Origin of the sequence: Streptomyces sp. NPDC018045 (assembly GCF_044327445.1) — a bacterium.
Taxonomy (GTDB): Bacteria; Actinomycetota; Actinomycetes; order Streptomycetales; family Streptomycetaceae; genus Streptomyces.
On the sequence record NZ_JBIRFL010000006.1, the window covers coordinates 1 to 24,922 of the forward strand.

The window sequence follows — 24,922 nt, forward strand, 5'->3', positions numbered from 1 at the left end:
GCCTCGCACATTCGCCGTGAATAGGTACCAACCAGTTGATACTGGGTGCCCGACGAAACGCCTAAATCTGCACGTAACCGACAAGAACATCCTCTCAGAGGTCGTTTTCATCGGCAGAGTCTGTTTGCTCCCGACATATCTTTGTGGCGAGGTGGCACTCAGAGCTGGCGGTGGCTCAGGCGACGCCTGTGGTTCACGGGAGGCCCGTATCGCCTGTCTCATCCCGCAGGATCTGTCTCACTCCACGAGGTGCGGTTCATCCCGTTACGCACCTATCCGTCACGCGCAGATCTGGGAAACAAGCGGCGCCTGTGAAGCACTGAGACGCATAGTGGAGGACAAGCCAGCAAAAAACGACTCTCAGGGGCCTCGCCAGAGGTGCCCGGCTGTGGGCTCAGCCGGTGTGATCGGGGTGCGGGTCAGGGCGGATGCCAGCCGGCCAGAGGCTGTCGGGGAAGGCTGCGGTGTCGGTGTCGGTGTCGGGCATGAGTGTGGTGAGCATCTGCTGGGCGGTTTTAGCGTTGTCGGTGGCGCGGGGCAGCATGACGGTTTCGTAGGCGTCGAGGGCCTCGCCGATGGTGGGGTGGCCGATGACGGCGCGGGCGAGGTCGGCGCCGTCGAGCAGAGCGAGGTTGGCGCCGACGCCGATGGGCGGCATCAGGTGGGCGGCGTCGCCGAGCAGGGTGATCCCCGGGACGCGTTGCCAGGTGTGGGGCACCGGGAGGACGAACATCGGCCGGTTGATGAAGCTGCCCTCGTTGTCGCGCAGGATGCCCAGCAGGCTCTCATGCCAGTCCTGGTACCGGGCAAGGAGGCGGTCGCGCACGGCTCCGGTGTCGGTGAGGTCGAGTCCGGCGTGCCAGTCCTGGGGGCCGCGGAAGGTGATGTATGCGCGGACGTGTCCGTTGCTGTTGCGCTGCAGCACCAGGCTGCGGCTGCCCGCTTTGGCCGACATGGTGCCGCGTCCGACCAGGTGGGCGATGTCGGGGTGGCGGTGGTCGACATCGTTGAAGTGGGCTTCCACCAATGTGACACCTGCGTAGGCGGGTTGGGCGTCGGAGAGTGCGGGGCGTATCCGGGACCAGGCGCCGTCGGCGCCGATGACCAAGTCGAAGTCGTCGGCGTGCGCGCCGGTGCGGTCGTGATGGTGCAGGCGGGCGGTGCCGTCGGGCTGCGGGGTGACGGCTTCTACGGTGCGGCCCCAGCGGACCGTGCCGGGGGTAAGGGAGTCGAGCAGAAGCGCGCGCAGTCGGCCGCGGTCGATCTCGGGCCTGCTCAGGTCGCCCTCGCCGGCGCGGTCGTGACGTACGAGGGCGGCGTGGCGGTCGTACAGGCGCCATTCCTGGCCTTCGGGCCGGGACAGGGCCAGGAACTGGTCGAACAGTCCGGCTACGCGCAGGGCCGCCTGGCCGGTGTCTTGGTCGATGTCGAGGGTGCCGCCCTGGGAGCGGGCGTGGGGATCGCTCTCCTGCTCGAAGACCGTGACCGGTATGCCGTGCTGTTGCAGGATCCGCGCGCAGACGAGACCGCCGAGGCCGGCGCCGGCGATGGCGATGCGAGGGGTGGTGGACATGAGGGTCACGCTCCATTCGGTGGGTGAAGAAGGTGCCGGTGTTGTGTGGTGAAGCCCTGTTCGGCGTGGCGGAGCAGTCATTCCGGTGGGAACGCTGCCCGAGTTCCGGTGGCCGGCGCCGGTCAGGCATGCCGCCCACAGAAGCACAGCAGCTACAAAAGTACAACTGATCCGTTTTTGAAGCCGATCGCCTTTGCGATCCGATTCCCCCACCGGGGTAGGGTGGAGGCATGGCCGAGACATCGACAGGACGCCGCGAGCGCAAGAAGACCCGGACTCGGCAGGCACTGGCCGATGCCGCGGTGCGGCTGTTCACCGAGCGCGGCTTCGACCATGTCGGTGTGCGTGAGGTGGCGGAGGCGGCCGACGTCTCGCTGAGCACGCTCTTCAAGCACTTCCCCAGCAAGGAAGCTCTCGTCTTCGACCTGGACGCCGACATCGAGAGCGACCTGGTCGCCGCCGTGCGCGACCGGTCGCCCGGCCAGTCCCCGCTGCATGCCTTGCGCGACCACATGCTGCGCACCCGCACCGCCGTACGCTCCGACGACCCCACGTTCGTCCTCGTCGAATCCACCCCCGCGCTGCGGGACTACGCCCGGCGCATGTGGTCACGCCACGAGAAGACACTGGCCGCCGCCCTCGCCGAGGCCACCGGGCTCGCCCCGGAAGACCCCGCCGTCACCGGCCTGGCACGCTTCGCCCTGGAAGCTCCCGGCATCGCCCGGGCAAGCCAAGACCCGGCCCAGGCCGTACGCGACTTGTTCGCCCTGCTGGAACACGGCTGGGCCACCACCCCCCTGGCACGACAGGAGACCGCCCCGGCCGGAACTCACAACCGCGATCAACGGCCGCATCGGCCTTCTCAGTGACGCACACACTTCGCCGCCGACTGCGGGGAACCGTGGTGAGTCTCAGGTCGCAGGGCCTGGAGCCCTCCGCCTAGAAAAGCTTTGTCTGGCCAGACTCTCCCCCGCGCTCAGGTGGCCAAGCACAACGCTCACCCAACCAAACCGCTCCATCACAGAAGCGATCCGGGCCACTCGACCTGCCCTACGTGGGGGGTACGTTTCCGGCACGGACGTTGCAGCCGACCGAGCCGGCTGCCCCCGGTGGGGCCTTCATGGCGGCAGCGGAACCCGCCTTCCGGCGCCTGGAGCAGTACACCGTGCGGCTTCGCCCGCACGATCGGCCTGTCGCACACTCGCGTATATGGGAACCGGCCAGGTTCGGGCTCGGTGTGCACGTCAGCACCGCATGCTCAACGCATTCGGAGATTGGTGCGTCCGGTGGGGCAGCGCGCAGAGTGGCGATGTAGACGCGGACCATGCCGTAGCTGACAGAAGTGTTCCCGGCGACCAGTTGGTGCTGCAACTGGGGACGCTCGCGCGTCCCGCAGCGAGCCGTCGTTCCAGGCGGGCCTGCAAGGACCAGCCTGCTGGGCCGGACCCGGTTCTCGCGGAGGGTGTCCTACCAGAACGTGTGCAGGCACAGCTCCTCGGGGAATTGCCCCTGAGAGGAGCGGAGCCCCAGGAGACCCCGCCACCAAGGCTGAGGGACAAGCGAGCGCGATCCGGAGTCGGCAGGCCAGCGCGGGTTGACCTTGACCTTGGGGCAGGGCACACACTCACCGCATGGCCGCCTCGAAGGGGCCGGTAGCCGCCGCGCCGCCGTTGCGCTTTCGAGCTACGCCAGCCACATTCTTCGCGAGGTAAGGAATAGCCATGGGAGAGCCACTCCACACCGTCAACAACAATCGAGGCCGGGTGCCGTTGATCTCCCGGCGAGTGGTGGTCACGGCGATGGCGGCCACGCTGCTGGCCGGAGTTGCCACACCCGGGGTTGCCAGCGCGGACAGCACGGCCGTGCCAAAGACCGCTGCTGGGCAGGATAGCCCGGAGCTGCAGAAAGCCATCCAGGAGTGGGCCGATGCCGGTTACGCCGGGATGCAGATGCGCGTGCGCGATCAGCAGGACGAGTGGGTCGGCAGCGCCGGGGTGCGCAAGCTGGGCCAGACCACCAAGCCGCCGACGAACGGGCGGTTTTGGATAGGCAGCACCACCAAGACCTTCACCGCGACCCTGGTGCTGCAGCTGGTGGCCGAGGACAGGATCGGGCTGGACGCCCCGGTGGCCGGCTATCTGCCCGAGTTCAAGCTGGACCAGCGGATCACCGTGCGGATGCTGCTGCAGCACACCAGCGGGTTGTTCGACTACACCGGCGAGCACTACCCCGGCGGGAAGGTCGTGCCGGGGATCCCCGCCGCGGGCAAGGACTGGGTGGACAACCGTTTCCGCACCTACCGGCCGCAGGAGTTGGTACGGCTCGCGATGTCCAAGCCGCCGCGGTTCGCGCCGGGGACGGACCAGAACTACTCCAACTCCAACTACACGCTGGCCTTGCTGCTGATTGAGAAGGCCACCGGCCGCTCCTACACCGAGGAGATGCAGCGACGAATCCTGCGACCGCTCGGCCTGTCAGCCACCGAGGTGCCGGGCACCCGGACGCAGCTCCCCGGGCCGCACGCCCACGGCTACTACCGCTACAGGGACGCCGACGAGTGGAAGGTGGCCGACGTCACCCACCAGAACCTCTCCCTGCTGGCCGGCGCCGGTGACATGATCTCGACCACCCAGGACCTCCAGACGTTCATCTCCGCTCTGTTGGGCGGCAAGCTCCTGCCGGCCCGGCTGCTGGCCGAGATGAGCAAGCCGCATGGGAAGCTCGGCTACGGCTTGGGGCTGTTCGTGCAGGCCCCAGGCCCGAACTGCCCCACCGTCGTCCACCACAACGGCAGCCCTCCGGGAGGCTACGGGGCACTGATGATCAGCACGCCCGACGGCAGTAAGACCCTGACCGCCTCGATAACCACCGGGGACGCACCGATCAACCCGGCAGAGGTGTACCCGAAGGCGCTGGACAGACTCATCAAGGAGGTGTTCTGCGGCCAGCGAGCGGCAGGCTGACGGCTTCCGGATGCGACCAGTTCGGCCGCTTTGGCGCCCCGGACCAGACCCTGTTGACGACCCGGCCGAACGTCACCGACATCCATGACCTGTCCCATAGCCCATACGAACCGCCCCCATGCCGACCACCGGCCCCGGCGGCCCGTGCTCGCTGAACTCACCACGGACGGGCGGCACACCACCTACCACGGGCGGGCCCTCAACCGGTCGATGCGGTCGACGGGCGGGATCCGGAACCCGGACCGGGCCACCGGCGTGATCACGGTGAACGACAGCTATCTGCTTGACTACCCAGCCACTCCAGAGGGGGAGGGCCCAGTGCAGTTCCGGCACATGGTCCACTGACGACATGACAGACGGCATCACCATCGGCTCAGCCGCAGCATTCGCCGGCGTCACGGTGAAGACCATCCGGCACTACCACCAGCACGGCCTGATCAACGAGCCCCGACGCGACAGGTCCGGTTACCGGCGCTACGGATCGGCCGACCTGCTGCGGCTGATCCAGGTCCGAACGCTGGCCGGCGCGGGTGTACCACTGGCCCAGATCGCGGCCATACTGGACGCCGATCCGGACCGGTTCGCCGCCGCGCTCGTCAGCGTCGAACAGCAGCTCACCAACCAGATCGACGAACTGATCGCACGGCGCGACATGCTGCACCGGCTCGCCAACGGAGACCGAGCCCTGCTGCCCGACCACGCCTGCACGTTCCTGAACCGGCTTCCAGACCTCGGATACACCGCGGACGACGTGACTACAGTCCGAGAGGCCCTGGTGCTAGTCAGGGCCCTGGTACCGGAAGGCTTCGACAAGTACCTCGCCCAGATCGAGCGCGGCCTCGACGATCCCCGGTACGTCACGCTGACCCAGCGCTGCTGGCGGGCCGGCGACTGGGAACCAAATGACCCCAGGATCGACCAACTCGCCGCAGAGCTGGCCGACCACTTCCTCGCCAACCCCTGGCTGCTCCCTGTCCTGACCGGCCTTCAGAACCGCGGCGACGGGGCGAGCCGCTACGAGCTGCTCGCCCGTCACGGCGGAGACCGGAAGCCGGCCTGGGCCCGGCTGGCAGTACTGGCCGAGACGCACCTGCGCTCGGCGGGAATCGACATCGCGCACCAGACCCCAACTGACTGAGAGGGCATTTCATCCTGTTGTTTCATCCCTGTCTGCCAGGTTCGTTGTGTTTGGCCGGGTCGCGCCAGGGCACGGCGGTCTCGCCGGCCAGGCGGCGGGCCAGCAGGTCGGCCATGGCCAGGTGGATCACAGCTTCGGAGCGGGCGGGCAGGGTCTCGTAATCGCGGGCCAGGCGGCGATGGAGCATGAGCCAGCCGTAGGTCCGCTCCATCGCCCAAGCACACTGCACCTATGGATGGCCAGGAGAGCGAGCGGGGCCCGATAATCAGCCGTGGGGGGCTGCGGCGGCTGGCCGCGGTGGCCAGGCAGCTTCAGGCCCGTGAGGGGGATGGGTCTTCATGCACGAGGGATGTGACGTCGGCCCCAGACGAGCGCGCGGACGACGCTGAGCGATCAGGTGTGGAGGCGCCTGCCGGAGGCAAACCGGCAGGCGGTGGTGTGGCAGCTGACGAGGCTGGCCGGTCGTGTGATGACCGCGGCCTCGGTTGAACGGGCCCGGCCATGACCTCGGTGCTTCCCTGGGAGCGGGCCAACAGCAAGGTGTGCGACCGTCACCTGCAGCGCCTCGCGGCGGTCTATGTCCGCCAGTCCACGCGCCAGCAGTTACTCAATCACCAGGAGTCGACGCGGCTGCAGTACGCGCTGAAGGACCGGGCCGTGGCACTGGGCTGGGAGGCGGACCGGGTCCTGGTCATCGACGACGACCTCGGGATGTCGGCGATCACCGCGGTGGCCCATACGGGGTTCCAGCGACTGGTCACCGAGATCGGCCTGGATCACGTCGGGCTCGTCCTCGGCGTCGAGATGTCGCGCCTGGCCCGCTCGGGCAAGGACTGGTACCAGCTCATCGAGCTGTGCGCTCTCGGGTGCGGTGCTGGCTGACCTCGACGGTGTGTACGACCCGGCCGACTACAATGACCGCCTCGTCCTCGGGCTCAAAGGGACGATCAGTGAGGCCGAACTCCATCTGATCAAGCAGCGGATGTGGAACGGGCGGATCAACAAGGCCCGCCGCGGCGAACTCACCTTCCCGCTGCCCTCCGGCTATGTCCGCCGACCGTCAGGGGAGGTGGTCTTCGATCCGGACGAGCAGGTCCAGAGCGTCATCCGTCTGCTCTTTGCGCAGTTCGAGCGGCGCGGGACGCTGCACGGGGTGCTGCGCTACTTCGTCGACCACGACATCCGGCTGGGCATCCGGCTGCGGGAGGGGCCGGACAAGGGCACGCTGGAGTGGCGGAGGCCGAACCGGATGACGCTGCAGACCCTGCTGCACAACCCCGCCTACGCCGGTGTCTACGCCTACGGCCGGCGCCGGGTCGATCCGCGCCGCAAGTACCCCGCCCGGCCCAGCACCGGCCGGGTCGTCCAGGCCCGCGACGAGTGGCTCGTGATGATCCCGATGTGCTGCCCGCCTACATCTCGGTGGCGCAGTTCGAGGCGAATGAGGCGAAACTCGCCGCCAACCGGGCCCGCGCCGGGACGATGGGCGCCGTCCGTAACGGACCGGCTCTCGCGGCCGGGCTGGTCTTCTGCGGGCGTTGTCACCGGCGCATGGTCGTGCGTTACCCCACCCAGCACAGCCATTCCCTGCCCGAGTATCTGTGTTCACGCGACGTCACCAACTACGGGGCCCTGCGCACCTGCCAGCTTCTGAACGCCGCCTGCGTGGATGCGTTCGTCGAAGCACAGGTCCTGGCCGCGCTCACGCCCGCCGCCGTCGAGGTCTCCCTCCAGGCGGCCGACCAGGTGGTGGCGGAGCGAGCCGAGCTGGAAGAGCTGTGGTCCCAGAAGCTGGAGCGGGCCGAGTACGAAGCCGACCGGGCCCGGTGCTGCTACCACCTCGCCGAACCCGAGAACCGCCTGGTCGTTCGCCATCTGGAGAAGGAATGGGAGTCCGCGCTGGCCGCCCAGCAGAAGCTCCGCGAGGACCACGAATGCTTCACCCGCACCAGCCCCCGCGTCCTCACTCCGGCCGAGCGGCAGACCATCACCGTTCTGGCCAGCGACATCGGCGGGCTGTGGCATGCGAAGACGACCACGGTCACGGACCGCAAGGAGATCGTCCGCGCGATCGTCGGCAAGGTCATCGTCGCGGTGACCGGCACCACAGAGCGCGTCGAGGCGACCATCGTCTGGGCCGGTGGCTCCACTACCGCCGGCGAGCTCGTCCGACCGGTGCAGCGGCTCAGCCAGCTTTCCTACTACCCGCAGATGGTCGACCGGCTCCGTGAACTGGCAGGCCAAGGCGTCGGAGCCACCAGGATCGCCGACCGACCCGAAGCCGAGGGCTACCGGCCGGCCAAGGGCGGCAACCGGATCAACCCGACCACCATCCGCAACCTCATGCGCCAACTCGGCTGTCCCGCAGGCCGCGTCCACCGGCCCCGGCCCGCACCGCCCGGCGAAGAACCCGGCCTGGACGAATGGTGGCTCAAACACCTGGCCGCCGAGCTGGAGATGACCACCGCCACGCTCTACGCCTGGATCAACCGAGGCTGGATCACCACCCGCCGCGAAAGCCGCTGGCCACACCGCCTCATCGCACACGCTGACCAGCAAGAACTCGCCGAACTACGCGAACGAAGGACTCGCCCTCCCGGCTGTTACAGCCGCCGCCTCTGGAACGAGGCTGACAGGACGCCAGCCGATCCCACTCCATGAGTGCACTGTGCTTGACACGTCTCTACGACCCAGCGGTAGATGCCCAGTCCCGTTCTGCGCCGTGTTCCGCGGTTAGCTATCGCGGGCGCGATGCCGCGCTGATGGACCCGGCCGCAGCAGATCCCTGATCGTGGCAGTGGTCGGCGCACAGCGTGTCCGGCTTACGGCAGAGGCGACCGATGCTGCCTCAGACCAGCAGAATCGCATCGGGCAGGGGCAGCAGCCCAGTGACGTCGTTGCGGTTGCCACCGGTCAGCAGGACCACGAGCGGGGTGCCGTGCCCGTAGGTGATCAGTTGGTGCTTCGAGCCAGCCCGGCCCCGGTCGACCGGCGAGGGGCCAGTGTGGATATCCCGCTTTCGAGTTGGTGCGTGATAGCGCCTGGGCATGCTCCACCATCAGTACCTGGCGGGACGGCCCGTCAACGACAATGAAGGCTGAAGGCGGTCAGGCGGACGCTTCCTTCCTGCCACCTGGGGATGGCCGGGAGCGACCGCGCCGACCGGCCGTGCGCGATATCCGCGACGGCCGCGCCGGAGGAAGCAGAGCGTGCAGCTCGGTGAGCTACGAACGGACCTCCCAGTCGATGCAGCTTCGGCCAGAGGAATGCGCGAAGGTGGTGGGCCAGTAGGACAGGAACGCAGTGCCTGTTTCGAGCGCATCGGTCACCGCCCCGGCGAACTCTGCCAGGCTCGGGCCCAAGAGCGTGCCGTCCAGATCGCCGGAGCCGATGCCCATCTCAAACACATGCCCGTACGTGGGGCCGGGCTGATGGTCGACGAACGCCACGCCTCCGTCGTCGGGCAGCGCGAAGGGCACGCACCGGTGCAGATGGCCGGCGACCTCTTCGGCATCCCCGTCATCCGCGAGGCAGGGGGCGACGTGGTCCTCATGGACCTCCACGAGAATCTCGTGCGCCGAGGGGATCTCCGCGGTGGAGATGAGCCGGTGGCTCGCGGCAGGATGCCTCCGGCCGGGAAGACTCCCGCCACCGGGCCGCCGTCCTGCTCCGGCTCGGCAACGCCGTTGCGCCGCTCCAGCAGCCTCCTGAGCTGAGGATGGAGGGCGAAGCCCAGCTGGTCCTCCACCGCGGCGATCTCCGTGGCGGTGGCCGGGGGCCGAAGCGCGGCGTGATCCCCAGGTGAGTGGGCAACCAGCCAGGATTCCAAGCGGTCCCACGCCTGATCAGACGAAGCAAGATCCATTGAAGCCATGCGCAAACGATAGGCGGCGATACTGACAGACCGGTGGCCGAGCTGTCCGCCACCGAGCTCCGCTCACAGCCGACCCCGCCTCCTCGACGCACGGACGCAGAAGCACGCCCCGGCTGGCCGCCCTCACCGCGCAACGGCCTCCGGTTGGCTCGGGTGCCGATTGAGCGTGCCGGGCAAAGTACCTGTCGGAGCCCTATGCCCAGGTATCCAAGGGGTTGGCATGTTCGGTACATGCAGGGAGTCGTCTGGGGGTGGCGGGCGCGACTACGCCTGTCGCAGCTCGGCGGCCACCCGGGCGATGTCCGCGGCGAGCTCCGGGTCTCCTGGCGCCGCTGCTCGGTCCGTCGCTGCCATTCGGTGCGCCAGGGGTCGCGGGTGCGCCGAGAACCTGCAGACCACGCTGGTCACGAAGGGAACCTTTCATGAGGTCGGCGCCCGCGAGCTCGGCTACCGCATCGCCGGACGACAGGCCGCCCGGACCGCACTGATCAGCGCGGGGCCGCGCCGGCGTGCCGTCTGCGGGACCCGGACCCGACGCCTCACCGGCTTCACAGAGTGCCGCCGACAGGCGAGATTCTTCTCATCGGTTTCCTTCTTCATGCCGTAGGCGAACGCAAAGCGGCGGGGTCACCAGCACCGTGTGCAGACGACCCCGCCGCGTGGATGCCATGCGTGACGGCGATCGGCGCCGAGACTCCAGCAGCAGCCAGGTTGCGCGCTCTACTTGCTTGCTGCTTGGAATCACTCAGCCGACGAGCTGAACCTCACCGTTCGGCGTGCCGGTGCCGGTCACGCCCGGGTAGTAGCTCATGTTGCCGTCGTTCCAGCGGATGAGGACGTCGCTGGGCCCGCCGGTGGCGGAGGTGAAGTTGCCCACCGTCATCTGGGCGATGTTCTTCCACGCGGACTTCACGGGACGGACCTCGGTACGGCCGTGGTAGCCGGCCGTGTTGACGCCGGGGAAGACCTGGTTCTGGCCGTCCTTCCACTGGACCATCAGGTCGGCGGTCTTCTTGCCGGTGAACTCACCGGCGCCGATCTGCAGGGCGTCGTTCTTCCAGCCCTCGCTGGCCTCGGTGAGCTGCGTCTCCTTGCCGACGCCGTTGACGCCGGTGTCGGAGTACATCGAGGTGGAGCCGTTCTGCCACAGGACGAGCAGGTCGTCGCGCAGGGCGTTGCCCGTGAGACGGCCCGCCGTGATCATCTTGGCGTGCGACCACCAGGAGCCGACCGGGGCGAGCGTTTTTTCGTCGTGGAAGCCCTTGGTGTCGACGTGCGTGTACGTCGACAACTTGCCGCTCGCCCAGCGGACGGAGATACCGTCGCTGCCGTTCTCGGTGAAGCGGCCGCCGGTGATGGTCTCGGCGCCCTTCCAGTAGCTGCCCGCGTTCGCGAGCTTGTACTCGGCGGTGAAGGGAGTCTTCGGGTCGCTGTGGTCAGCGCCCTGGAAGAGGGAGGCCGAGCCGTCGTTCCAGACCACGAAGAGGTCCATGCGGCGCTTGCTGTTCGCCGCCCCGCCGTCCGTGAAGTGGCCGGACGCCAGAAGGCGGGCGTTCTTCCAGTTGGAACGGGAGAGCAGCGTGCGTGAGTAGGTCTGCGTGACCCAGTCGGCGATGTCGTCGACGCGGGTGCTTGCGACGCTCGTGCGCTTCTCGGCCTCGTCGGTGCCGAAGCAGCCGCCCTGCCAGAAGTTGGTGTTGATGGCGGCGAGTTCGCCCTTGCCGTCCTTCTCGCGGAAGGCGGGGCTGCCGGTGTCGCCCTTGCAGAGGGCTGCGTCGGCGGGGGTGCCGTTGAGGGTGGCGCCCGTGGCCGACACGCCGCTGACGCCGAAAGCGGCGTGGTGCAGACGGATGGCAGCCCACTCGTCCTTGGTGCGGCCGTAGCCGGCCACGCGGAGCTCGTCGCCCTGCCGCGGGGCGTCCTTCGCCAGGGAGACGGGCGTGACGTCGGCGACGGAACTCTTGAGCTTGACCATCACGAGGTCACGGTCGCCACGCGGGACGAGCTCCTCGGCCTCGACCGTCGTGCCGGTCTCACGGGACAGGTCGGTACGGCCGACCGTCACCTTGGTTTTCATCTTGGGGGCGCCGCCGGTGATGCGGAAGCCCTGCGAGGGGTCGTCCGCGAAGCAGCTCGCGGCGGTGAGCACCCATTGGCTCTCGACCAGGGCGCCGGTGCAGCTGCGCTTGCCGTCACCGATGTCGAGCTTGGCGGTGAAGGCGAACTGGCTGTCCTTGGCCTCGTCGCCGACGACGGCGTGGGCCTGGGTGCCGGTCAGGACGGTGGCGGCGACGGAGCTGGTGAGAAGTCCTGCTATCCACGCGGCGCGCGGAGTCTTGCCAGACATGAATTGTCCTCAAAGAGAAGTCGAAAATTGGCGGAGACGGACAGATGTCTCCTCGGGAGTCGCTCGTTCGCTTACTTCTTCGCGATGATTTCCAGCAGAGTGAACTGGCGGCGATCCGTGTCTGCCGTCTCCCCGACCGGCGTCCAGTTGTTCTTCTCCAGCTTGAAGGTCTTGTCGGTGTTGTCCGTCTGCATGTTGAGGTCGACGTTGTAGTCGTTGCCCTTGGCCAGGTAAACACTCGGCAGTTCGAGGCTCAGGTAGCCCGACTTACCCGTGACGCGGAAGCAGAAACGGCCCTTGCCGACCTTGTCCCGCTCGGTCATGCCACGGGCGGTGATCTCGATGAGGCCCGGGCGGCTGTCGCACGGAACGAGGGTGACGTGACCGTCACCGCGCTTGAGCTTGATGCCGCGCTCTTCCGCGATCTTCGCAGCCTGCGGGTACTCGAAGTCTTCGACGCCCGTGGGCGGGGTGTCGTCGGCGATCGCGGCGGTGGAGCCGGCCAGCGTGGTGGTGACGGTGACAGCGCCAAGGGCGAGCAGACGGGAGAACGACCTCATCGATGAGTTCCTTGCCTTCGGAAAAGTAGATATGCAGGCGTGCAGGCGTGCAGGCGTGCAGGCGTGCGCGCATACGTGCCCGTCCGGCAAGGAATCTGGGTGGTTGGTCCGACCCCAGTCGACATGGCCCCGGCTGTGACGGCGCGTGGGCTTCCCCCTTGCGACGCGGACTGGCCAGCTATTGATATCACCTGCGCAGGATGCCCGGAAAGTAGAGCCTGGGGTGCATAGCACATGCTTGGCATGCCATGAGCAGACCAATACGGACAGATCCCCTTGTCCACCCTCATGCGATGATGTGTACACGCCGGGTGACCACTGGCGCATGACGGGCGGCTTCGCGCCGCCCGCTCACGTTTCGAGGGGACATGATCAAGAGTAGAGAATCGTCGTCACGTGCGACGAAAGTGCGGTCTCTGGGGCGCATAGCCACAGCCATCGCTCTTGCGACGGGGGTGGTGACCTCGTCGGTGATGACCGCTGCCCCGGCCTTCGCAGAACCCGCTTCGACATCGCCCAACGACCGGGCGCGGGTTCTCGAGCTGTGGTGCAACGGGGGAACCGCCACCAGAGCGGCGGCAGAGCAGGCACTGCTCGGCCCTGACGAGCAGATCAAGGAATTTCTGGACAGCCAGAGCAAGACACTTCAGGAAGAGGACGACCGAGTCACGGTCGCCCGGATGCTGGGGCAGAGCGGCAGGGGCGTTCGGGATTCCGCACAGAAGGCTCTGGACGGTTCCCCCGAGGAGGTCCGGAAGTTCCTGGAGTCCGGCTGGAAGGCGCCATGGGAGGAAGACCTCCGCGCCTCGGTCGCGACGCTGATGGCTTCCGGGGGCACGGGTGTCAAAAGTGCCGCGCAGAAGGCGCTGAATGCCGGAACCGTCGAAGCCCTGCAGAAGTTCGCGCTGGAAGACCGGTATTCAGCGAAGGAGGAAGACGACCGAGTCGCAGCTGGGACCATCATCGCGACTGGTGGTCCTGAGGTGAAGAAGGCGGGAAACGAGGCCCTCAACGGCTCTCCCGCCGATGTCGCCCGGTTCCTCGAGTCCGGCCAGTTCCTGGCCCGTGCGCGTGACCAGGAGCGGATGACGCTCACCCAGCTGCTTCAGACCGCGAAAGAGGCCGGCAAGAGGGCGGCTGAACAGACTGAGGCGGCCAAGGAGGCCTCGGCTCGCGCGGTGGCCTCCGCGAAGGCGGCCAAGGCCGCTGCCTTGCGTGCGGCGGCGGAGGCCAAGGAAGCCAAGAAGTCCGCCAACCGCGCTGCCGGGGCCGCCGCCCACGCGGCTGATGCCGCGAACGCGGCTGCGGATGCGGCGGAAACGGCCATCGACGCGGCCAACGAGGCCCACTCGGCTGCGCGGGTGGCCGCGAGCGCGGCTCAGGCCGCGGCGTCTCTCGCAGCCGCCGCGGGTCAGGCCGCCGCCCGCGCGTATCAGTCCGCCAACGCGGCAGCCGCGGACGCGGGTCAGGCCGCGGCAGCCCGACAGGCGGCCGAGGAAGCGCGCGACCTCGTCAAGAAGACGAACGACGTCCTGGTGGCCCTGGTCGGTGCGCTCGACGCCATGGGCCAGGCCGTCGAGGCCGCCAGGGCGGCGGCCAGTGCCGGAGCCAATGCGGCAGCGGCAGCGGAAGCCGCCGCGGAGGCGGGCAGCCTGTCGGATGCGGCCGGCGCCGAAGCCGCGCGTGCACGCGCCGCGGCCGAGCGCGCCCGCCGGGCCGCGAACGCCGCGAACGCCGCGGCCAATTCCGCAGAAGCGCTGGCAGCGGAGGCGGCCTCAGCCGCCCGCGATGCCCGCAAGGCCGCGAGCGACGCGGCCGAGCACGCACGCAAGGCCGCCGACGCGGCCGACCAAGCGGCCAAGCATGCCGGTCAGGCTGCCAAGGACGCGGCACAGGCGACCAGGCACTCCAACGCCGCCGCCGCTGCCGCCGACAAGGCGGGCGAAGCCGCTGACAAGGCCGGCAAGGTGGAGGAGACTGCCCGGAAGACGGAAGCCGCCATGCTGGAGGCCAACCGGACCAAGGGCATCCTCAAGGCCGAGCAGATGCGGAAGGCATACGCGGAGCAGCTGGCGCAGGCCGAACAGGGCGAGGCCGAAGCGACTCGTCTTGACGCCGACACGGAGAAGCTGCTGACCGACGCGGTCAAGCCCGGGACGGACGGCAAGACGGCGGTGACCATGGGGCGCAAGGCCGCCCTGCGGCTGGTGACCGTTGGCGGCCCCTGGACCAAGGAAGCCGCAACGGCTGCGGTGTCCGGCTCCGACGCCGACGTCCAGGAGTGGCTTCGCACCGGCCGAGCGGTCGCAGCCGAACAGGACGACCGGTCTCGCGTTGCGCATCTGACGGAATCGGACGACCAGGCTGTACGCAAGGCCGCCGCCGAAGCATTCTCCGGCTCCGCGAAAGATGTGGACGAATTCCTGCGCGACGGCCAGTACGCCGCACAGGCCGAGGGCTACCGCGTCGAGATCGGTAAAATCATGAATGCGGGCGGCCGCGCTGTGAAGGCTGCCGGCAGTGCAGCGTTGGATGCCGGAACACCCCGAGCCTACGTGAAGTTCCTTCGCTCGGGGCAGTACACGGCACGTGAGGAGGACGAGCGGGCCACCGCGGCGACGCTCAAGGCCGAGGGCGGGGCCCATATGAAAGCCGCGGCCGACGTGGCTCTGTCGGGCCCGCCGGGGCTGCTGCACGAGTTCGTGACAGTGGGCCGCTATCAGGCCGGGAAGCAGGACTACGAGACGGCCGTCCACGTCGCGGCCATGCGGCAACTCGTCGCCGATACCCGGCGCGTCGCTTCAGTGGCGCGGCAGAACGCGGCCAAGGCCGCCGAAGCGGCCGAGAACGCCCGGGGCGCGGCCCGCGAGGCCCGGGGGTGGGCCGACAAGGCCGCGGCATGGGCCAAGGAGGCCGCCGGGTACGCGGAACGGGCCCGTGAGTCGGCCAACCAGGCAGACGCCTCCGCGGCCCGGGCCATGGAGTCCGCCAAGCAGGCGCGGAGCGCAGCGAACGCCGCGGCAGCCGACGCCCGAGCGGCCAGCCAGTCGGCGGCCTGGGCCGACTACTCGGCCAGCAAGGCCTCCGCGTACGCGAGCCAGGCCTACGTGTCCGCCGCGAGGGCGCAGAGTGCGGCTGTGGCCGCGGGCAAGGACGCGGGGGAGGCCGCCAAGGCGGCCACGGAGGCGACAGCCATCGCGATCAAGCGGTGGACGGAAGCGGAGAAGGCTCGGAGCAAGGGCCAGGGCAAGGACGGCAAGCGGATCGACGTCTCGGACAAGGACGGCGGTCCGTACGTCAGCGATCAGGATGACGCCAAGAAACACCCTCCCTACCACGAGATGGGTTTCTTGGAGAAACTCGTGTGGGGTGTCACCACTTCTCGCGGTGGAGATCCGATTCTTCAGACCATGGGCGCCGCCCATGCCTTTGCCTGCTACACGGGCAAGATGTCCTGTGACCTGATCAACCACTGGGAGAAGAGATCGGGCGACACCTACAACTTCAACGCCGACCAGATGCGTGATCTCTTCAAAAACCCGACGTGGCAGAGCGACATCAACACGCGACTCGAGAAGTACGCGAACGAGGCGGCCGCGAAATGCTCGGGGTCGGAAGGCACCACCTGCCCGGTGAACCTCGACAGCAATTGGATTGGGTTCACCTTCACCCACCCCGGATCGAAGGACCACATTTTCGCCCTGCACTCCATCCAGTACCGGGTCAGCGGTAACCTGACCGCGACCGTGGGCAGTGGCGGACAGGCCAAGCTGTCCGGCGACTACCGCGTCGATCTGAAGAAGGAGTACAACTTCGACACCGACAAGGCCCCCATCGACATCTACCACATTCCCGTGACGGTCGGCGACCTGGCTCGCGCTCCCAGCCGCGGGTTCGCCCGGGACTACACCGTCCAGGGCAGCATCACGTCTCACATGGACAAGGCCGGACACCGCTAACCGTCCAGCGGCGGACAGACTCACAACGACAAGGGAGAAAGTGTGCGGACACGGTCCGTGAAATCGCCTGGAACGTCTGGGCAACGACGTCTGATGACGATGGTCCTGGCCCTGTCCGCACTCTCCGTCTTCGCGGTCGCGGGGTGCTCGTCCGGAGAACAGGACAAGCGTGCCTACCCCGGTACGTCGTCTGGGCAGAGCCTTGAGCACGTAATGGACAGGTTCAAGCTGAAGCTGCCGTCGTGCGACGTGAAGGAAGTCGGCTTCTCGGGATCCGCCCGGTATCCGGAGGAGAAGCTCAGCCTCAGTTTCCGCGCCCCCAGGCCCTGCGTCGAGAAATTCCTGCAGGAGCATGGTGTGTCAAAGGTGAAAGACCCATATCACTGGCCTTCAGGCAGGGTGGTGTCCGGCGACTCGGATCCCGCGCCGGAACCCCCCTTCCTGGAGGCTGAGACCAAGCGGTTCGGGTGGAAATTCGACCCGCGTAAGCTCTACAACGTGTACAGCGACTTCCACACCTCGAACGGCAGTCTGTTCAAGGTCCTGGGAGAGCCGCACGGCGACACGGAGACGCTCTACTTGCAGTCAACCTATGCAGGCGGGTCGTGACCCGACGAACCCTGTGGTGAAGGTTTTCTGAGCGCTCGGCAAGGAACTGCACCACGGAAGCGCCGGGCGGCCCGCTAGGAGTTGTCTTCAAATGTCACGCCCATATCAGGAGCGATGCAAGGGTGACGGCTGCTTGGGAGGACTCGGCGGTCTTCTCGTAGCGGGTGGCGATGCCGCGCCACTGCTGCACACGGTTGAAGCAGCGTTCGACCACGTTGCGCCACGTGTATATCTGCTGGCCGAAAGCCAACGGGCGCCCGCCGCGACTGCCCCGCCGGAGCCGGTTGCGGATCTGGTCGGAGCGCTGCGGGATAGTGTGGCCGATCCCCGCCGTCTGAGCCAGGACCGTATCGCTTTGGAGCTGTAACCCTTGTCGCCGATGACGTGATCGGGCCGGACACAGGGCCGGCCCGGGCCGGGGCACCCGGATCGCGTCCATCACGGCGGTGAACTGGGTGCAGTCGTTGGCGTTCCCGCCGGTAACGGTGAAGGCGAGCGGGCGGCCCAGGGCGTCGCAGGCCAGGTGGATCTTGCTGGTCAGGCCGCCCCGCGGCCGGCCGAGGCCGGGGCCGCGCAGCCCATTCTCGGGCCCCGGCAGCGTGCTGGTGAGCCCGGGCCACGGTGGAGCCGGCCGACACGAGCCAGTCGATGTCACCGGCCGCGTCGGCTTGCGCCTGGGCGGCCCGGAGCATCCGCTCGAACGTGCCGTCCAGAGCCCACCGGCGAAACCGCGTGTGCAGCGTGGCCCACGGACCATACCGTTCGGGCACGTCCCGCCAGGCCGTGCCGGTACGGAACTTCCACACGATCCCGTTGAGCACGCTGCGGTCGTCCAGCCGCTTCCTGCCCCGCAACGACTCGGGCAGCAGCGGCCGGACGAACTCCCCCTCGGCATCCGACAGCTCATGACGACGTATCACCCGACCATGATCCACCATGCAAGATCATTTGAAGACACTGCCTAGCTCAGACACCAGCCGCAAACTGGGTCGCGGGGTGCTGGGCGATCCCGTTTCCCCGTCCTGTGCATCGTCGTTGGCCTGATCGAGCGATCGAGACCAAAGGGTCGGGCGTGCGGCCAGAGTGGTCGCCAGAGGAGCTGTTGGCGAACTGGACGCTGGTAGACGGCGACTGGGAGCTGGTGGCGAACAAGAGCGGGACGCCCCGGCTCGGCTTCAGCCTCTTGCTGAAGTTCTTCGAGTCGGAAGGCCAGTTCCCCGATGTGCTGGAAGAGATCCCGCCGACCGCGGTGTAATACGTCGCCGATCTGGTGAAGGTTCCGGCCACCGACTTCGCGAAGTACACGCTGGTCGGCCGGACTGCCGAGTACCACCACGAGCAGATCCGTGAGGCCCTGGGATTTCGGCCCTCGACGGTTGCGGATGAGAAGGCGCTGGCCGAGTGGCTGGCCGTGGAGGTCTGTCCGTAGGCCAGCAGACATACTCTCCCTTGACCAACTCGGCCCCAGCCAAAGGCCTGGCAGGCGGCCATCAAGCTGCCTGGAGCAACGACACCCCGACCAGAGCCCGACGCACCGAGCGGCATCGATTCGACCCTGGTCAGCCTGCCGTAGAGGGCATGTGTCCACGCCGGTGCTCGGGAATGGGGGCCAGGCCCACGAGCGTGCAGACCGGGCCGACCGTGCACAGCAACGCGTCACACAGCTCGAACAGGACATCGCGCGAAAGCAGGCATGAGTACAACGGTGAGGGTACAACCATGGCGAGGAACGCCCGGGCCCAGCAGATGCGGGAGTACGGCCGGTCCGTGCTGGAGGGGGCCCGGTCGGAACAAGTCCTGCGCATGGCACGGCAGGTGAACGCCGCGACGTACACGAGCGCGCGGGAGTACGCCGGCCGCTCGCTCTTCGAATTGCTGCAGAACGGCTACGACGCACATCCGAAGGACCGCCGCGACGGACGGATCCACGTCCTGCTGGACGAGGCGGAGGGCGAGTGGGGGACGTTGTACGTCGCCAACGGTGGCACGCCCTTCACCTGGCGGGACGTCGAACGGGTCTGCGAGCTCGCGCAGAGCTCGAAGGAGGTCGGCGAGGGCATCGGGAACAAGGGGGTCGGGTTCCGCAGCATCCTGCTGATCAGTAACGCGCCCGAGATCTACAGCGCAGACCCCGACAGCCCGCTCGGCCCAGAACTGGACGGGTACTGCTTCCGCTTCGCGCAGAAGGATGACGTGGAGGAGGTCCTCGCCGGTGAGGACAACGCCCACAAGGTGGCCGCCAAGTATCCGCCGCTCCAGGCACCCCTGCCACTGGACGAGGTGCCCGCGACCTGTCGACAGCTCGCCGCCCAGGGCTACGTGACCGTCGTCCGGCTGCCCTTGCTGGGCGAGGCCGCCCGGGCCGAGGTCCGGCTGCGGATGCGCGAGCTCGCCGGGGCGAAGGTACCCGCGATGCTATTCCTCGACCGGCTCACCAGCCTGACGCTGGAACGGCGGTCCGCCGGTGGCGAGACGGGCGAGTTGAACGACCGCCACGAGGCGCACGAGCGGCACGAGCTGACCCGCTCCGCGGAATGCTTCGCGGTGGCGCAGGACAGCGCCGGGTACGGACTCCCCGTCACCTGTGCGACTGTGGACCTGGGGCCGTCCGGCACCTATCTCGTAGCCCAGGGCACCGTGGAAAAGGAACGGCTGAACAGCACGCTCGCCGAGGCCGTGACTTCCGGGCTCCTCGACGACACGTGACAGGAGTGGAAGCGGCCCGCCGTCGTCGAGGTCGCACTCCCGCTGCCCGCCTCCCGCCGACCGCGACGCGGGCAGATCTACACCCTTCCTGCCGCTGGGCGAGGACCAGGCCGCCCCGTTCCCGGGCAACAAGCTGCGTAACCAGAACCACGTAGAGACAATGCCGACGGCTGCAACCGGCAATGCTGGCACCGATTGGGCCCATTCCAACTCATCCCTGACACTGAGCAACGCAGAGTATCCGCAAACGACCGGTTTCCCAAACCGGCGATTCCTCGGATTATTGGTAGTCCACCGCTTCTCCCTGCTTCCCCACTCACGGAAGCAACCCGACCCGAAAGGCACTGCGGACAGGAATGCCCAGCCAGAGCAGCACGACGCATCATGACCCGTTCAGCCCTGAGCACATCCGCGCCACCTGGAGCGGGACCGCGAGCGTCGAGGACGCCGCCCAGGCGTTCGGCTTGTCGAGGTCGAAGAGCTACGACCTTGTTCGCCGCGGGGAATTCCCATGCCGCGTACTGCCGATAGGCCGCACCGCCCGCGTCGTCACCGCCTCGCTCCTCCGGGTACTCGAGAGCGGCGAGCCGGAGTACAACACAGCCTCCAGCGCAAGCACCAAGCCATCTTGACCAACTGCACGAGGACGCCCCGCCGGAGCAAGCCGGCGGGGCGTCCTCGCATCAGGTCCCGTCTACGCAGGCCCCCGTCGAAGCGAGCCGGCAGGGCCCTCACATGTCACGAGCGATCACAGCCGAGTCACCAACTCCACGGACACCATCACGCCACAACGTTCTGACCTGGACTTACGCTCTCCCCCTGAACCTACTGGACGCGCCTGGACGGCTTCTACTACATGTGCCACGTAGTACCAAGTGCCGCCCCCAAAACCAGACAAGGTGCGTCTTCCGGCCCATCAGAGCGGTATTGCAGGGTCTTCACCGACGTCTCACTCACCCGCCCGACCCTCTCATCTGTCACGAGGTGCCACATCGCCAGGGTGAACCTAGCGAAACTTGGCTGCCTTGCATCCGCCAGCGCCATACCGACCTGGGCTCGCAGGGACTCCAACCGTCCGCCCTCTGCCCCGCCTCGGCGGTGCTGGCCACCTACAACCGGTGTACCTTCGACCCCGACGGTCCCCGCGGCGGAGACAACAGATCGTCGTTGTCGACGACGGATCCAGCGACCACACCGGCGCGGTGCTCGCCCGCTACGAGTATCTCGCCCGAACGGAACTCTTCGTCAAAGCTGCCTTCTACATGGCGATGGCCGAACAGATGACCCTGCAGCGTCTTCGGCGCGGACCGGTGCTGCGGGCCATGCTGTCCCGACGACACGGCATCCTCCAGGCGTGCGGGATCGTCCGCGCCGGGCGAAGGGGCGAAGGACTCCTCAATGTGAACCAGGCGGGGACACCGGTGCCGACGGTCGACAGTCAACCTCGCAGCGTCACCTACGCCGTGGTCCGCCACCCCTACGGCAATGGCCGGCCCCGTCCCGGAGACCGAAGTGGGCTTCAAGACTTCCTCCAGGAATTGGGCGATCCTGCGCGAAAAGTCGATGCCCTCCACAGGAGGGGCTCGACGATGGCGGAGGTACCGACGGAGCAAGGTGGGCCGATCCTCGTCATCCGCGACGGCTGGGAGCAGGTGAGGGAAGTGCGCGATTCTCTCGACCGGATCAGTCGGAGAATCGCGGCCTGGGCGGACCGGTACGAGAAGCAGGTGGAGCAGTCGACCGAGTGCTGACACCTGGTCGCGTCAGTCCTCGGAAGCAAGCATCTTAAGCATCTTCTCCGCTCGCGCGTAGTAGACCGTGAGCACCTCCACACCGAGGGTGTCTTCCCGGATCTCCATGCACACGGCTCGCGCCTTCTCACCGTCGCACCGGGCGATCAGAGCCTCCGCCAAGTCGACGCGGAGGTCGAGGACTTCAGGAGACCTCAAGCCGTACTGCCCTCCGAAGTCGGGGAGACGTTCGGTGAGCAGGTCGACCGCCTTGCCCGGATCCTCCGTGAGCAGGCGCCGGACCTCGTGGTGGAGATCCTTGACGTCGCCCCGCGGACGGAACGTCTGTGGTGTGGAGGAGGGTTCGACGGCGAAGAGGATGCGGGGCTCCTCGGGGGCGAAGAGCGCGCGAAACGGCCGGGTCGGATCGCACGGCAGAAGCTCCACCGGAGGAGGGGCGCCCGGGGCAGGCAGATAGGCACGCAGGACACGGTTGACCTCGTCGGCAGTGGCTGGGCGATGCGCGGGATCCACCGCGAGCAGCCGATCGACCAGGTCCAATACCTCATCGGGGAGTCCGACAGTGAGGGCGCCCAACGAAGGGTGGGAGCCTCGGCCCAGCCTCCGTCGTTCCCAGAGATCCTGCTCGTCGAGGAGGACGGGGCGGCCCGTGAGCATTTCATACAGCAGGCAGCCGAGGTTGTAGAGGTCCGACCGAGCGGTGATCTCCCCGCCCTGGAATTGCTCGGGAGACATGTAGAGCAGGCTGCCGGGGGTGCCACCCGTTCTCGTCAGTCGGGTGTCATCCACGGCTCCCGACACGCGAGCGATACCGAAGTCCAGCAGTTTCGTGTAACCCTCCTCGGAGATCATCACATTCGACGGTTTCACATCACGGTGCACGATGCCCTCGCGATGCGCCTCCGCGAGGACGTTGCACAGAGGCACGACGACGCTGGCGGCGACGGGGAGTTCAAGTACGCCACACTCGTCGATCAGGACCTCCACGGACACACCGGAGACGAATTCCATCACGAGGTAGAAGTTCCCGTCCTCCTCACCGCAGTCATGCACCGCCGGCACGCCGACGTGTGTGAACCGCGCGGTGACTCCGGCCTCCTGGAGGAAACGCCTGAGCATCTCCCTGCGATGCTCAGGTGTGGCGACTACGTCGGGAGTCAGGAACTTCACCGCCACCGGCCGACTGAGCAACTGGTCGTACGCCTGCCAGACCATCCCCATGCCCCCGGCCCCCAAGGGGCTGTCCAGTCGGTACCGGGTGTTCAAGACTCGGCCCGCGCGGATCTCGAACCTGCCGGCACCGTTTGCCCACGCCATCTCATCTCCGTCTGTCGTCGATCGGGTCGACCAGCCCCGCCGCCAGTGCCTCGGCCAATTGGCGGGCGACACTGCGGCCCTGGTCGACGACTGCGGCCAGGGACTCCTCGAACCGAGCGATGTCCCGGAACGCCTGGCCGATCCTGTGCTGTTCCTCCTGTGACCGCACCGGGAGAAAGAGACGTCCTGTGTCCAGGCGGCTCCGGCGGCCGGTGGTGACCGCGGGGGCGCCGAAGCGTCCGGTGCCCGGGCCACCGGTTATCGTCCCGGCCAGGAACCAGGGGTCCAGGGAAGCCCGTTCTGGACGCAGGACGGTGACGCCCTGCCCGGCTACGGCGCCGTACTCCCGTGGGTCGGCGGGACGCGCGCGCTCCGGTGCGGCGGCGAAGACCAGGACGTCCCCCTCGCGAAGCCGCTCGCTCTCGGCCGCGTAGGTGTGACCGCTCGGCCCTGCTCGGGACAACCCGTCGTCCAGTGTGAGCAGGGGCACCCGCACCGTCGCCCCGTCGTCTGTGTCCTGGACTGTGGAACCCCGCCAGGTCCGAAGAGCACCGGACCGGATGAGGTCGTCCAGCGAGACGCGGGGCGAGGTATCGCCCTCAGACGGACCGGTTGGCGGCATGGGCGTCTCCCGTACGGCGGGAAGCGCGTTCGGCAGTCCGTTCAGCAACCGTAGCCACCCAGCACGGTCCTCCTCCAAGCACGTCAGATCGACGGGACCGCCTGACTCCCTGCGCACGTGCAGCGCCGGGGTGACGTCCGCGTCGTCGCTGAGGAGCACCGTAACCGGCACGCTGGCGGCGAAGTCGGCATCGAGTTCCTCTCCCTCGCAGAACCGGTGCCACACCGAAGTGACCGCCGCCCGTACGTTGTCCCAGTCCGTCGTGATGCCGGACTGCTCCGCGTCCGGGCCGACGAACAGATCTACGTCGATGAACAGCACATCCTCTGGCGGCGCCGCTGCCCGGGTGCGCTCGACGATCCAGAGGTGGGCACCCGGTGTCCGGGAGGATCCGGAGGGCAGAGCCACGACCGCCCGAAGGGTGCCGCGCCGCAGCAGCTCGGCCCGGATACGACGCCCCGAGGGCCTGGCGGCCACGCCCGCCGACATGAGCAGGACAGCGCGGCCGCCGTCGTCGAGATGAGCCAGAGCGTGCTGAAGCCAAGCGAGTTCCGGCTCTCCCTTCGGCGGCAGGCCATGGGTCCATCGAGTGTCGTAACCGAGTTCGGCCCGCCCCCAGTCCCGCTGGCCAGAGGGAAGGTCGCACACAACGCCCTGAACACGCGAGGCGGCATGGGCATCCCCCAGCAGGGAATCACCGGGCTTCACGGACACGTCGTGTCCGTGAAGGCGCAGCCGGACGGCGGTGATCGCGGCGAGGTCGCGATCGAGGTCCTGACCCAGCAGGGCGGTTGTCCCGCTCCCCGCGGCCTGGAGAAGCAGACCGCCGGTGCCGCACGCCGGGTCGAGCACGGACACCGGCGCGTCGCCATCCGTCGAACCGACCAACGCGCACATCAACGCAGCTACCGGAGACGGTGTCACTTCGACCTGACGTGCGTGGGCCTCCGTCCAGCGATGGAGCAATTGCTCGAACGCACCAGCGGCGCCCAGTTTCCTCCCCAGGTCCTCGATGTCGGCGCTCAGGGCGGCAGGCAGAGGAGGTGCACCGTCCTCCGCTCCTGCCTGGCGCCGGGATGGCTCCTCGCCGAGCAGTCGGAACCCGGCCGACGCCAATATCGCGCCCGGACGGGCCGGGTCCCGCACCGCTTCCATCGCCCGCCACACCTCGTCGGCCGGCGTGATACGAACCGACCGACCGCGCCCTTCGAGCCAATTCACCACCTCCGAAAGCAAGAACTGGGGACTCCCCGCCGTACCGCCCACAGGAGTGGGAAACTCCGCATATCTCCGGCGCCAGTTACTCACCGCCGCAGGACCGACCCCCGCGATCCGGGCGATCTCGGCTGCCGTGACCGTGGCTTCGCTCACCATCGTGCCCTCCTCACGCGAGTTCTCCGAAGAACCATAGCGTGCCATTCGTTAATAGACATCACCTGAATGAATCTGTTGACTAGCTTCACGCGAACATGATCCCATGAGTGGCATCCCATCAAGGCCGAC

21 protein-coding genes and 3 pseudogenes are annotated in these 24,922 nt (G+C 67.9%); 14 read left to right on the top strand and 10 right to left on the bottom strand.

Features of this window, described 5'->3' with window-relative positions:
- Positions 1 to 394 precede the first annotated feature (394 nt).
- Complete coding sequence (locus ACH4EB_RS16260; RefSeq protein ID WP_398348145.1) at positions 395 to 1,573, bottom strand: FAD-dependent oxidoreductase; 1,179 nt, start codon at positions 1,571 to 1,573, stop codon at positions 395 to 397.
- A gap of 230 nt (positions 1,574 to 1,803) precedes the next feature.
- On the opposite strand from ACH4EB_RS16260, the gene ACH4EB_RS16265 reads away from it, so the two are divergent.
- The 4 genes from ACH4EB_RS16265 (at position 1,804) to ACH4EB_RS16280 (ending at position 5,674) form a co-directional block, all read left to right on the top strand.
- Positions 1,804 to 2,442 (top strand): TetR/AcrR family transcriptional regulator, encoded by a 639-nt coding sequence (locus ACH4EB_RS16265; RefSeq protein WP_398348146.1) that lies wholly within the window; start codon positions 1,804 to 1,806, stop codon positions 2,440 to 2,442.
- An 852-nt stretch (positions 2,443 to 3,294) separates the two neighbouring features.
- Positions 3,295 to 4,536, top strand: coding sequence for a serine hydrolase domain-containing protein (locus ACH4EB_RS16270; protein ID WP_398348147.1), 1,242 nt, complete (start codon positions 3,295 to 3,297; stop codon positions 4,534 to 4,536).
- Between the two features lie 84 nt (positions 4,537 to 4,620).
- Entirely contained in the window at positions 4,621 to 4,881 is a 261-nt protein-coding gene (locus ACH4EB_RS16275; RefSeq protein WP_398348148.1) for a hypothetical protein, read from the top strand.
- A gap of 4 nt (positions 4,882 to 4,885) precedes the next feature.
- A complete protein-coding gene (locus tag ACH4EB_RS16280; RefSeq protein WP_398348149.1) occupies positions 4,886 to 5,674 on the top strand; it encodes a MerR family transcriptional regulator in 789 nt (262 codons plus the stop codon).
- Positions 5,675 to 5,696: 22 nt separating this feature from the next.
- Here ACH4EB_RS16280 and ACH4EB_RS16285 read toward each other — a convergent pair.
- Positions 5,697 to 5,891 (bottom strand): annotated as a pseudogene (locus tag ACH4EB_RS16285) (IS5/IS1182 family transposase); the annotation flags it as partial.
- A 284-nt stretch (positions 5,892 to 6,175) separates the two neighbouring features.
- Between ACH4EB_RS16285 and ACH4EB_RS16290 the strand changes: the two are divergent.
- Genes ACH4EB_RS16290 through ACH4EB_RS16300 form a run of 3 tightly spaced genes read left to right on the top strand, consistent with a single transcriptional unit; the run spans position 6,176 to position 8,335 of the window.
- A complete protein-coding gene (locus tag ACH4EB_RS16290) occupies positions 6,176 to 6,556 on the top strand; it encodes a recombinase family protein (protein ID WP_398348150.1) in 381 nt (126 codons plus the stop codon).
- Entirely contained in the window at positions 6,546 to 7,328 is a 783-nt protein-coding gene (locus ACH4EB_RS16295; RefSeq protein ID WP_398348151.1) for a recombinase family protein, read from the top strand. Before ACH4EB_RS16290 ends, ACH4EB_RS16295 begins: the two co-directional genes overlap by 11 nt.
- Entirely contained in the window at positions 7,226 to 8,335 is a 1,110-nt protein-coding gene (locus tag ACH4EB_RS16300) for a hypothetical protein (protein ID WP_398348152.1), read from the top strand. The genes ACH4EB_RS16295 and ACH4EB_RS16300 overlap by 103 nt, the downstream gene beginning before the upstream one ends.
- Before the next feature lie 20 nt (positions 8,336 to 8,355).
- Here ACH4EB_RS16300 and ACH4EB_RS16305 read toward each other — a convergent pair.
- The 4 genes and pseudogenes from ACH4EB_RS16305 to ACH4EB_RS16320 form a co-directional block, all read right to left on the bottom strand.
- Positions 8,356 to 8,681, bottom strand: a pseudogene (locus ACH4EB_RS16305) (IS5/IS1182 family transposase); the annotation flags it as partial.
- A 217-nt stretch (positions 8,682 to 8,898) separates the two neighbouring features.
- The gene (locus ACH4EB_RS16310) at positions 8,899 to 9,237 is read right to left on the bottom strand and encodes a hypothetical protein (RefSeq protein WP_398348153.1); all 339 of its coding nucleotides are present in this window, start codon (positions 9,235 to 9,237) and stop codon (positions 8,899 to 8,901) included.
- A gap of 1,056 nt (positions 9,238 to 10,293) precedes the next feature.
- On the bottom strand, positions 10,294 to 11,895 hold the full coding sequence (locus tag ACH4EB_RS16315; protein ID WP_398348154.1) for a S1 family peptidase: 1,602 nt from the start codon (positions 11,893 to 11,895) through the stop codon (positions 10,294 to 10,296).
- A 71-nt stretch (positions 11,896 to 11,966) separates the two neighbouring features.
- A complete protein-coding gene (locus ACH4EB_RS16320; protein ID WP_398348155.1) occupies positions 11,967 to 12,455 on the bottom strand; it encodes a hypothetical protein in 489 nt (162 codons plus the stop codon).
- Positions 12,456 to 12,913: 458 nt separating this feature from the next.
- Between ACH4EB_RS16320 and ACH4EB_RS16325 the strand changes: the two genes are divergently transcribed.
- Positions 12,914 to 16,414: an ALF repeat-containing protein gene (locus ACH4EB_RS16325; protein WP_398348156.1), complete on the top strand. Its 3,501-nt coding sequence runs from the start codon at positions 12,914 to 12,916 to the stop codon at positions 16,412 to 16,414.
- Between the two features lie 93 nt (positions 16,415 to 16,507).
- Positions 16,508 to 17,023 carry a hypothetical protein gene (locus ACH4EB_RS16330; protein WP_398348157.1) on the top strand — a complete coding sequence of 172 codons (516 nt, stop codon included), beginning with the start codon at positions 16,508 to 16,510 and terminating at the stop codon, positions 17,021 to 17,023.
- A gap of 94 nt (positions 17,024 to 17,117) precedes the next feature.
- Here the strand turns inward: ACH4EB_RS16330 and ACH4EB_RS16335 are convergent, their stop codons facing one another.
- A complete protein-coding gene (locus ACH4EB_RS16335) occupies positions 17,118 to 17,780 on the bottom strand; it encodes an IS5 family transposase (RefSeq protein ID WP_398348158.1) in 663 nt (220 codons plus the stop codon).
- A pseudogene (locus tag ACH4EB_RS16340) lies at positions 17,773 to 17,961 on the bottom strand (transposase); the annotation flags it as partial. The pseudogene ACH4EB_RS16340 and the gene ACH4EB_RS16335, both read right to left, overlap by 8 nt.
- A gap of 164 nt (positions 17,962 to 18,125) precedes the next feature.
- On the opposite strand from ACH4EB_RS16340, the gene ACH4EB_RS16345 reads away from it, so the two are divergent.
- The 5 genes from ACH4EB_RS16345 to ACH4EB_RS16365 all read left to right on the top strand — a co-directional run bounded on the left by ACH4EB_RS16345 (position 18,126) and on the right by ACH4EB_RS16365 (position 21,480).
- Positions 18,126 to 18,278 carry a hypothetical protein gene (locus ACH4EB_RS16345; RefSeq protein WP_398348159.1) on the top strand — a complete coding sequence of 51 codons (153 nt, stop codon included), beginning with the start codon at positions 18,126 to 18,128 and terminating at the stop codon, positions 18,276 to 18,278.
- A gap of 12 nt (positions 18,279 to 18,290) precedes the next feature.
- Entirely contained in the window at positions 18,291 to 18,452 is a 162-nt protein-coding gene (locus ACH4EB_RS16350) for a hypothetical protein (RefSeq protein WP_398348531.1), read from the top strand.
- Positions 18,453 to 18,742: 290 nt separating this feature from the next.
- Positions 18,743 to 19,729 (top strand): sacsin N-terminal ATP-binding-like domain-containing protein, encoded by a 987-nt coding sequence (locus ACH4EB_RS16355; RefSeq protein ID WP_398348160.1) that lies wholly within the window; start codon positions 18,743 to 18,745, stop codon positions 19,727 to 19,729.
- Positions 19,730 to 20,085: 356 nt separating this feature from the next.
- Entirely contained in the window at positions 20,086 to 20,361 is a 276-nt protein-coding gene (locus ACH4EB_RS16360; RefSeq protein ID WP_398348161.1) for a helix-turn-helix domain-containing protein, read from the top strand.
- Positions 20,362 to 20,931: 570 nt separating this feature from the next.
- On the top strand, positions 20,932 to 21,480 hold the full coding sequence (locus tag ACH4EB_RS16365; RefSeq protein WP_398348162.1) for a hypothetical protein: 549 nt from the start codon (positions 20,932 to 20,934) through the stop codon (positions 21,478 to 21,480).
- A 12-nt stretch (positions 21,481 to 21,492) separates the two neighbouring features.
- Here ACH4EB_RS16365 and ACH4EB_RS16370 read toward each other — a convergent pair whose 3' ends face one another.
- Both ACH4EB_RS16370 and ACH4EB_RS16375 read right to left on the bottom strand, forming a co-directional pair.
- On the bottom strand, positions 21,493 to 22,797 hold the full coding sequence (locus ACH4EB_RS16370) for a serine/threonine-protein kinase (protein ID WP_398348163.1): 1,305 nt from the start codon (positions 22,795 to 22,797) through the stop codon (positions 21,493 to 21,495).
- 1 nt (position 22,798) lies between these two features.
- Positions 22,799 to 24,838, bottom strand: coding sequence for an N-6 DNA methylase (locus ACH4EB_RS16375; RefSeq protein ID WP_398348164.1), 2,040 nt, complete (start codon positions 24,836 to 24,838; stop codon positions 22,799 to 22,801).
- Positions 24,839 to 24,922: the final 84 nt, after the last annotated feature.

What these genes read in the sequence shown, in the direction of transcription:
- ACH4EB_RS16260 (WP_398348145.1), bottom strand. Translation starts at nt 1,573, where the DNA reads ATGTCCACCACCCCTCGCATCGCCATCGCCGGCGCCGGCCTCGGCGGT.
- ACH4EB_RS16265 (WP_398348146.1), top strand. Translation starts at nt 1,804, where the DNA reads ATGGCCGAGACATCGACAGGACGCCGCGAGCGCAAGAAGACCCGGACT.
- ACH4EB_RS16270 (WP_398348147.1), top strand. Translation starts at nt 3,295, where the DNA reads ATGGGAGAGCCACTCCACACCGTCAACAACAATCGAGGCCGGGTGCCG.
- ACH4EB_RS16275 (WP_398348148.1), top strand. Translation starts at nt 4,621, where the DNA reads ATGACCTGTCCCATAGCCCATACGAACCGCCCCCATGCCGACCACCGG.
- ACH4EB_RS16280 (WP_398348149.1), top strand. Translation starts at nt 4,886, where the DNA reads ATGACAGACGGCATCACCATCGGCTCAGCCGCAGCATTCGCCGGCGTC.
- ACH4EB_RS16290 (WP_398348150.1), top strand. Translation starts at nt 6,176, where the DNA reads ATGACCTCGGTGCTTCCCTGGGAGCGGGCCAACAGCAAGGTGTGCGAC.
- ACH4EB_RS16300 (WP_398348152.1), top strand. Translation starts at nt 7,226, where the DNA reads ATGGTCGTGCGTTACCCCACCCAGCACAGCCATTCCCTGCCCGAGTAT.
- ACH4EB_RS16315 (WP_398348154.1), bottom strand. Translation starts at nt 11,895, where the DNA reads ATGTCTGGCAAGACTCCGCGCGCCGCGTGGATAGCAGGACTTCTCACC.
- ACH4EB_RS16320 (WP_398348155.1), bottom strand. Translation starts at nt 12,455, where the DNA reads ATGAGGTCGTTCTCCCGTCTGCTCGCCCTTGGCGCTGTCACCGTCACC.
- ACH4EB_RS16330 (WP_398348157.1), top strand. Translation starts at nt 16,508, where the DNA reads ATGACGATGGTCCTGGCCCTGTCCGCACTCTCCGTCTTCGCGGTCGCG.
- ACH4EB_RS16335 (WP_398348158.1), bottom strand. Translation starts at nt 17,780, where the DNA reads ATGGTCCGTGGGCCACGCTGCACACGCGGTTTCGCCGGTGGGCTCTGG.
- ACH4EB_RS16355 (WP_398348160.1), top strand. Translation starts at nt 18,743, where the DNA reads ATGGCGAGGAACGCCCGGGCCCAGCAGATGCGGGAGTACGGCCGGTCC.
- ACH4EB_RS16360 (WP_398348161.1), top strand. Translation starts at nt 20,086, where the DNA reads ATGCCCAGCCAGAGCAGCACGACGCATCATGACCCGTTCAGCCCTGAG.
- ACH4EB_RS16370 (WP_398348163.1), bottom strand. Translation starts at nt 22,797, where the DNA reads ATGGCGTGGGCAAACGGTGCCGGCAGGTTCGAGATCCGCGCGGGCCGA.
- ACH4EB_RS16375 (WP_398348164.1), bottom strand. Translation starts at nt 24,838, where the DNA reads ATGGCACGCTATGGTTCTTCGGAGAACTCGCGTGAGGAGGGCACGATG.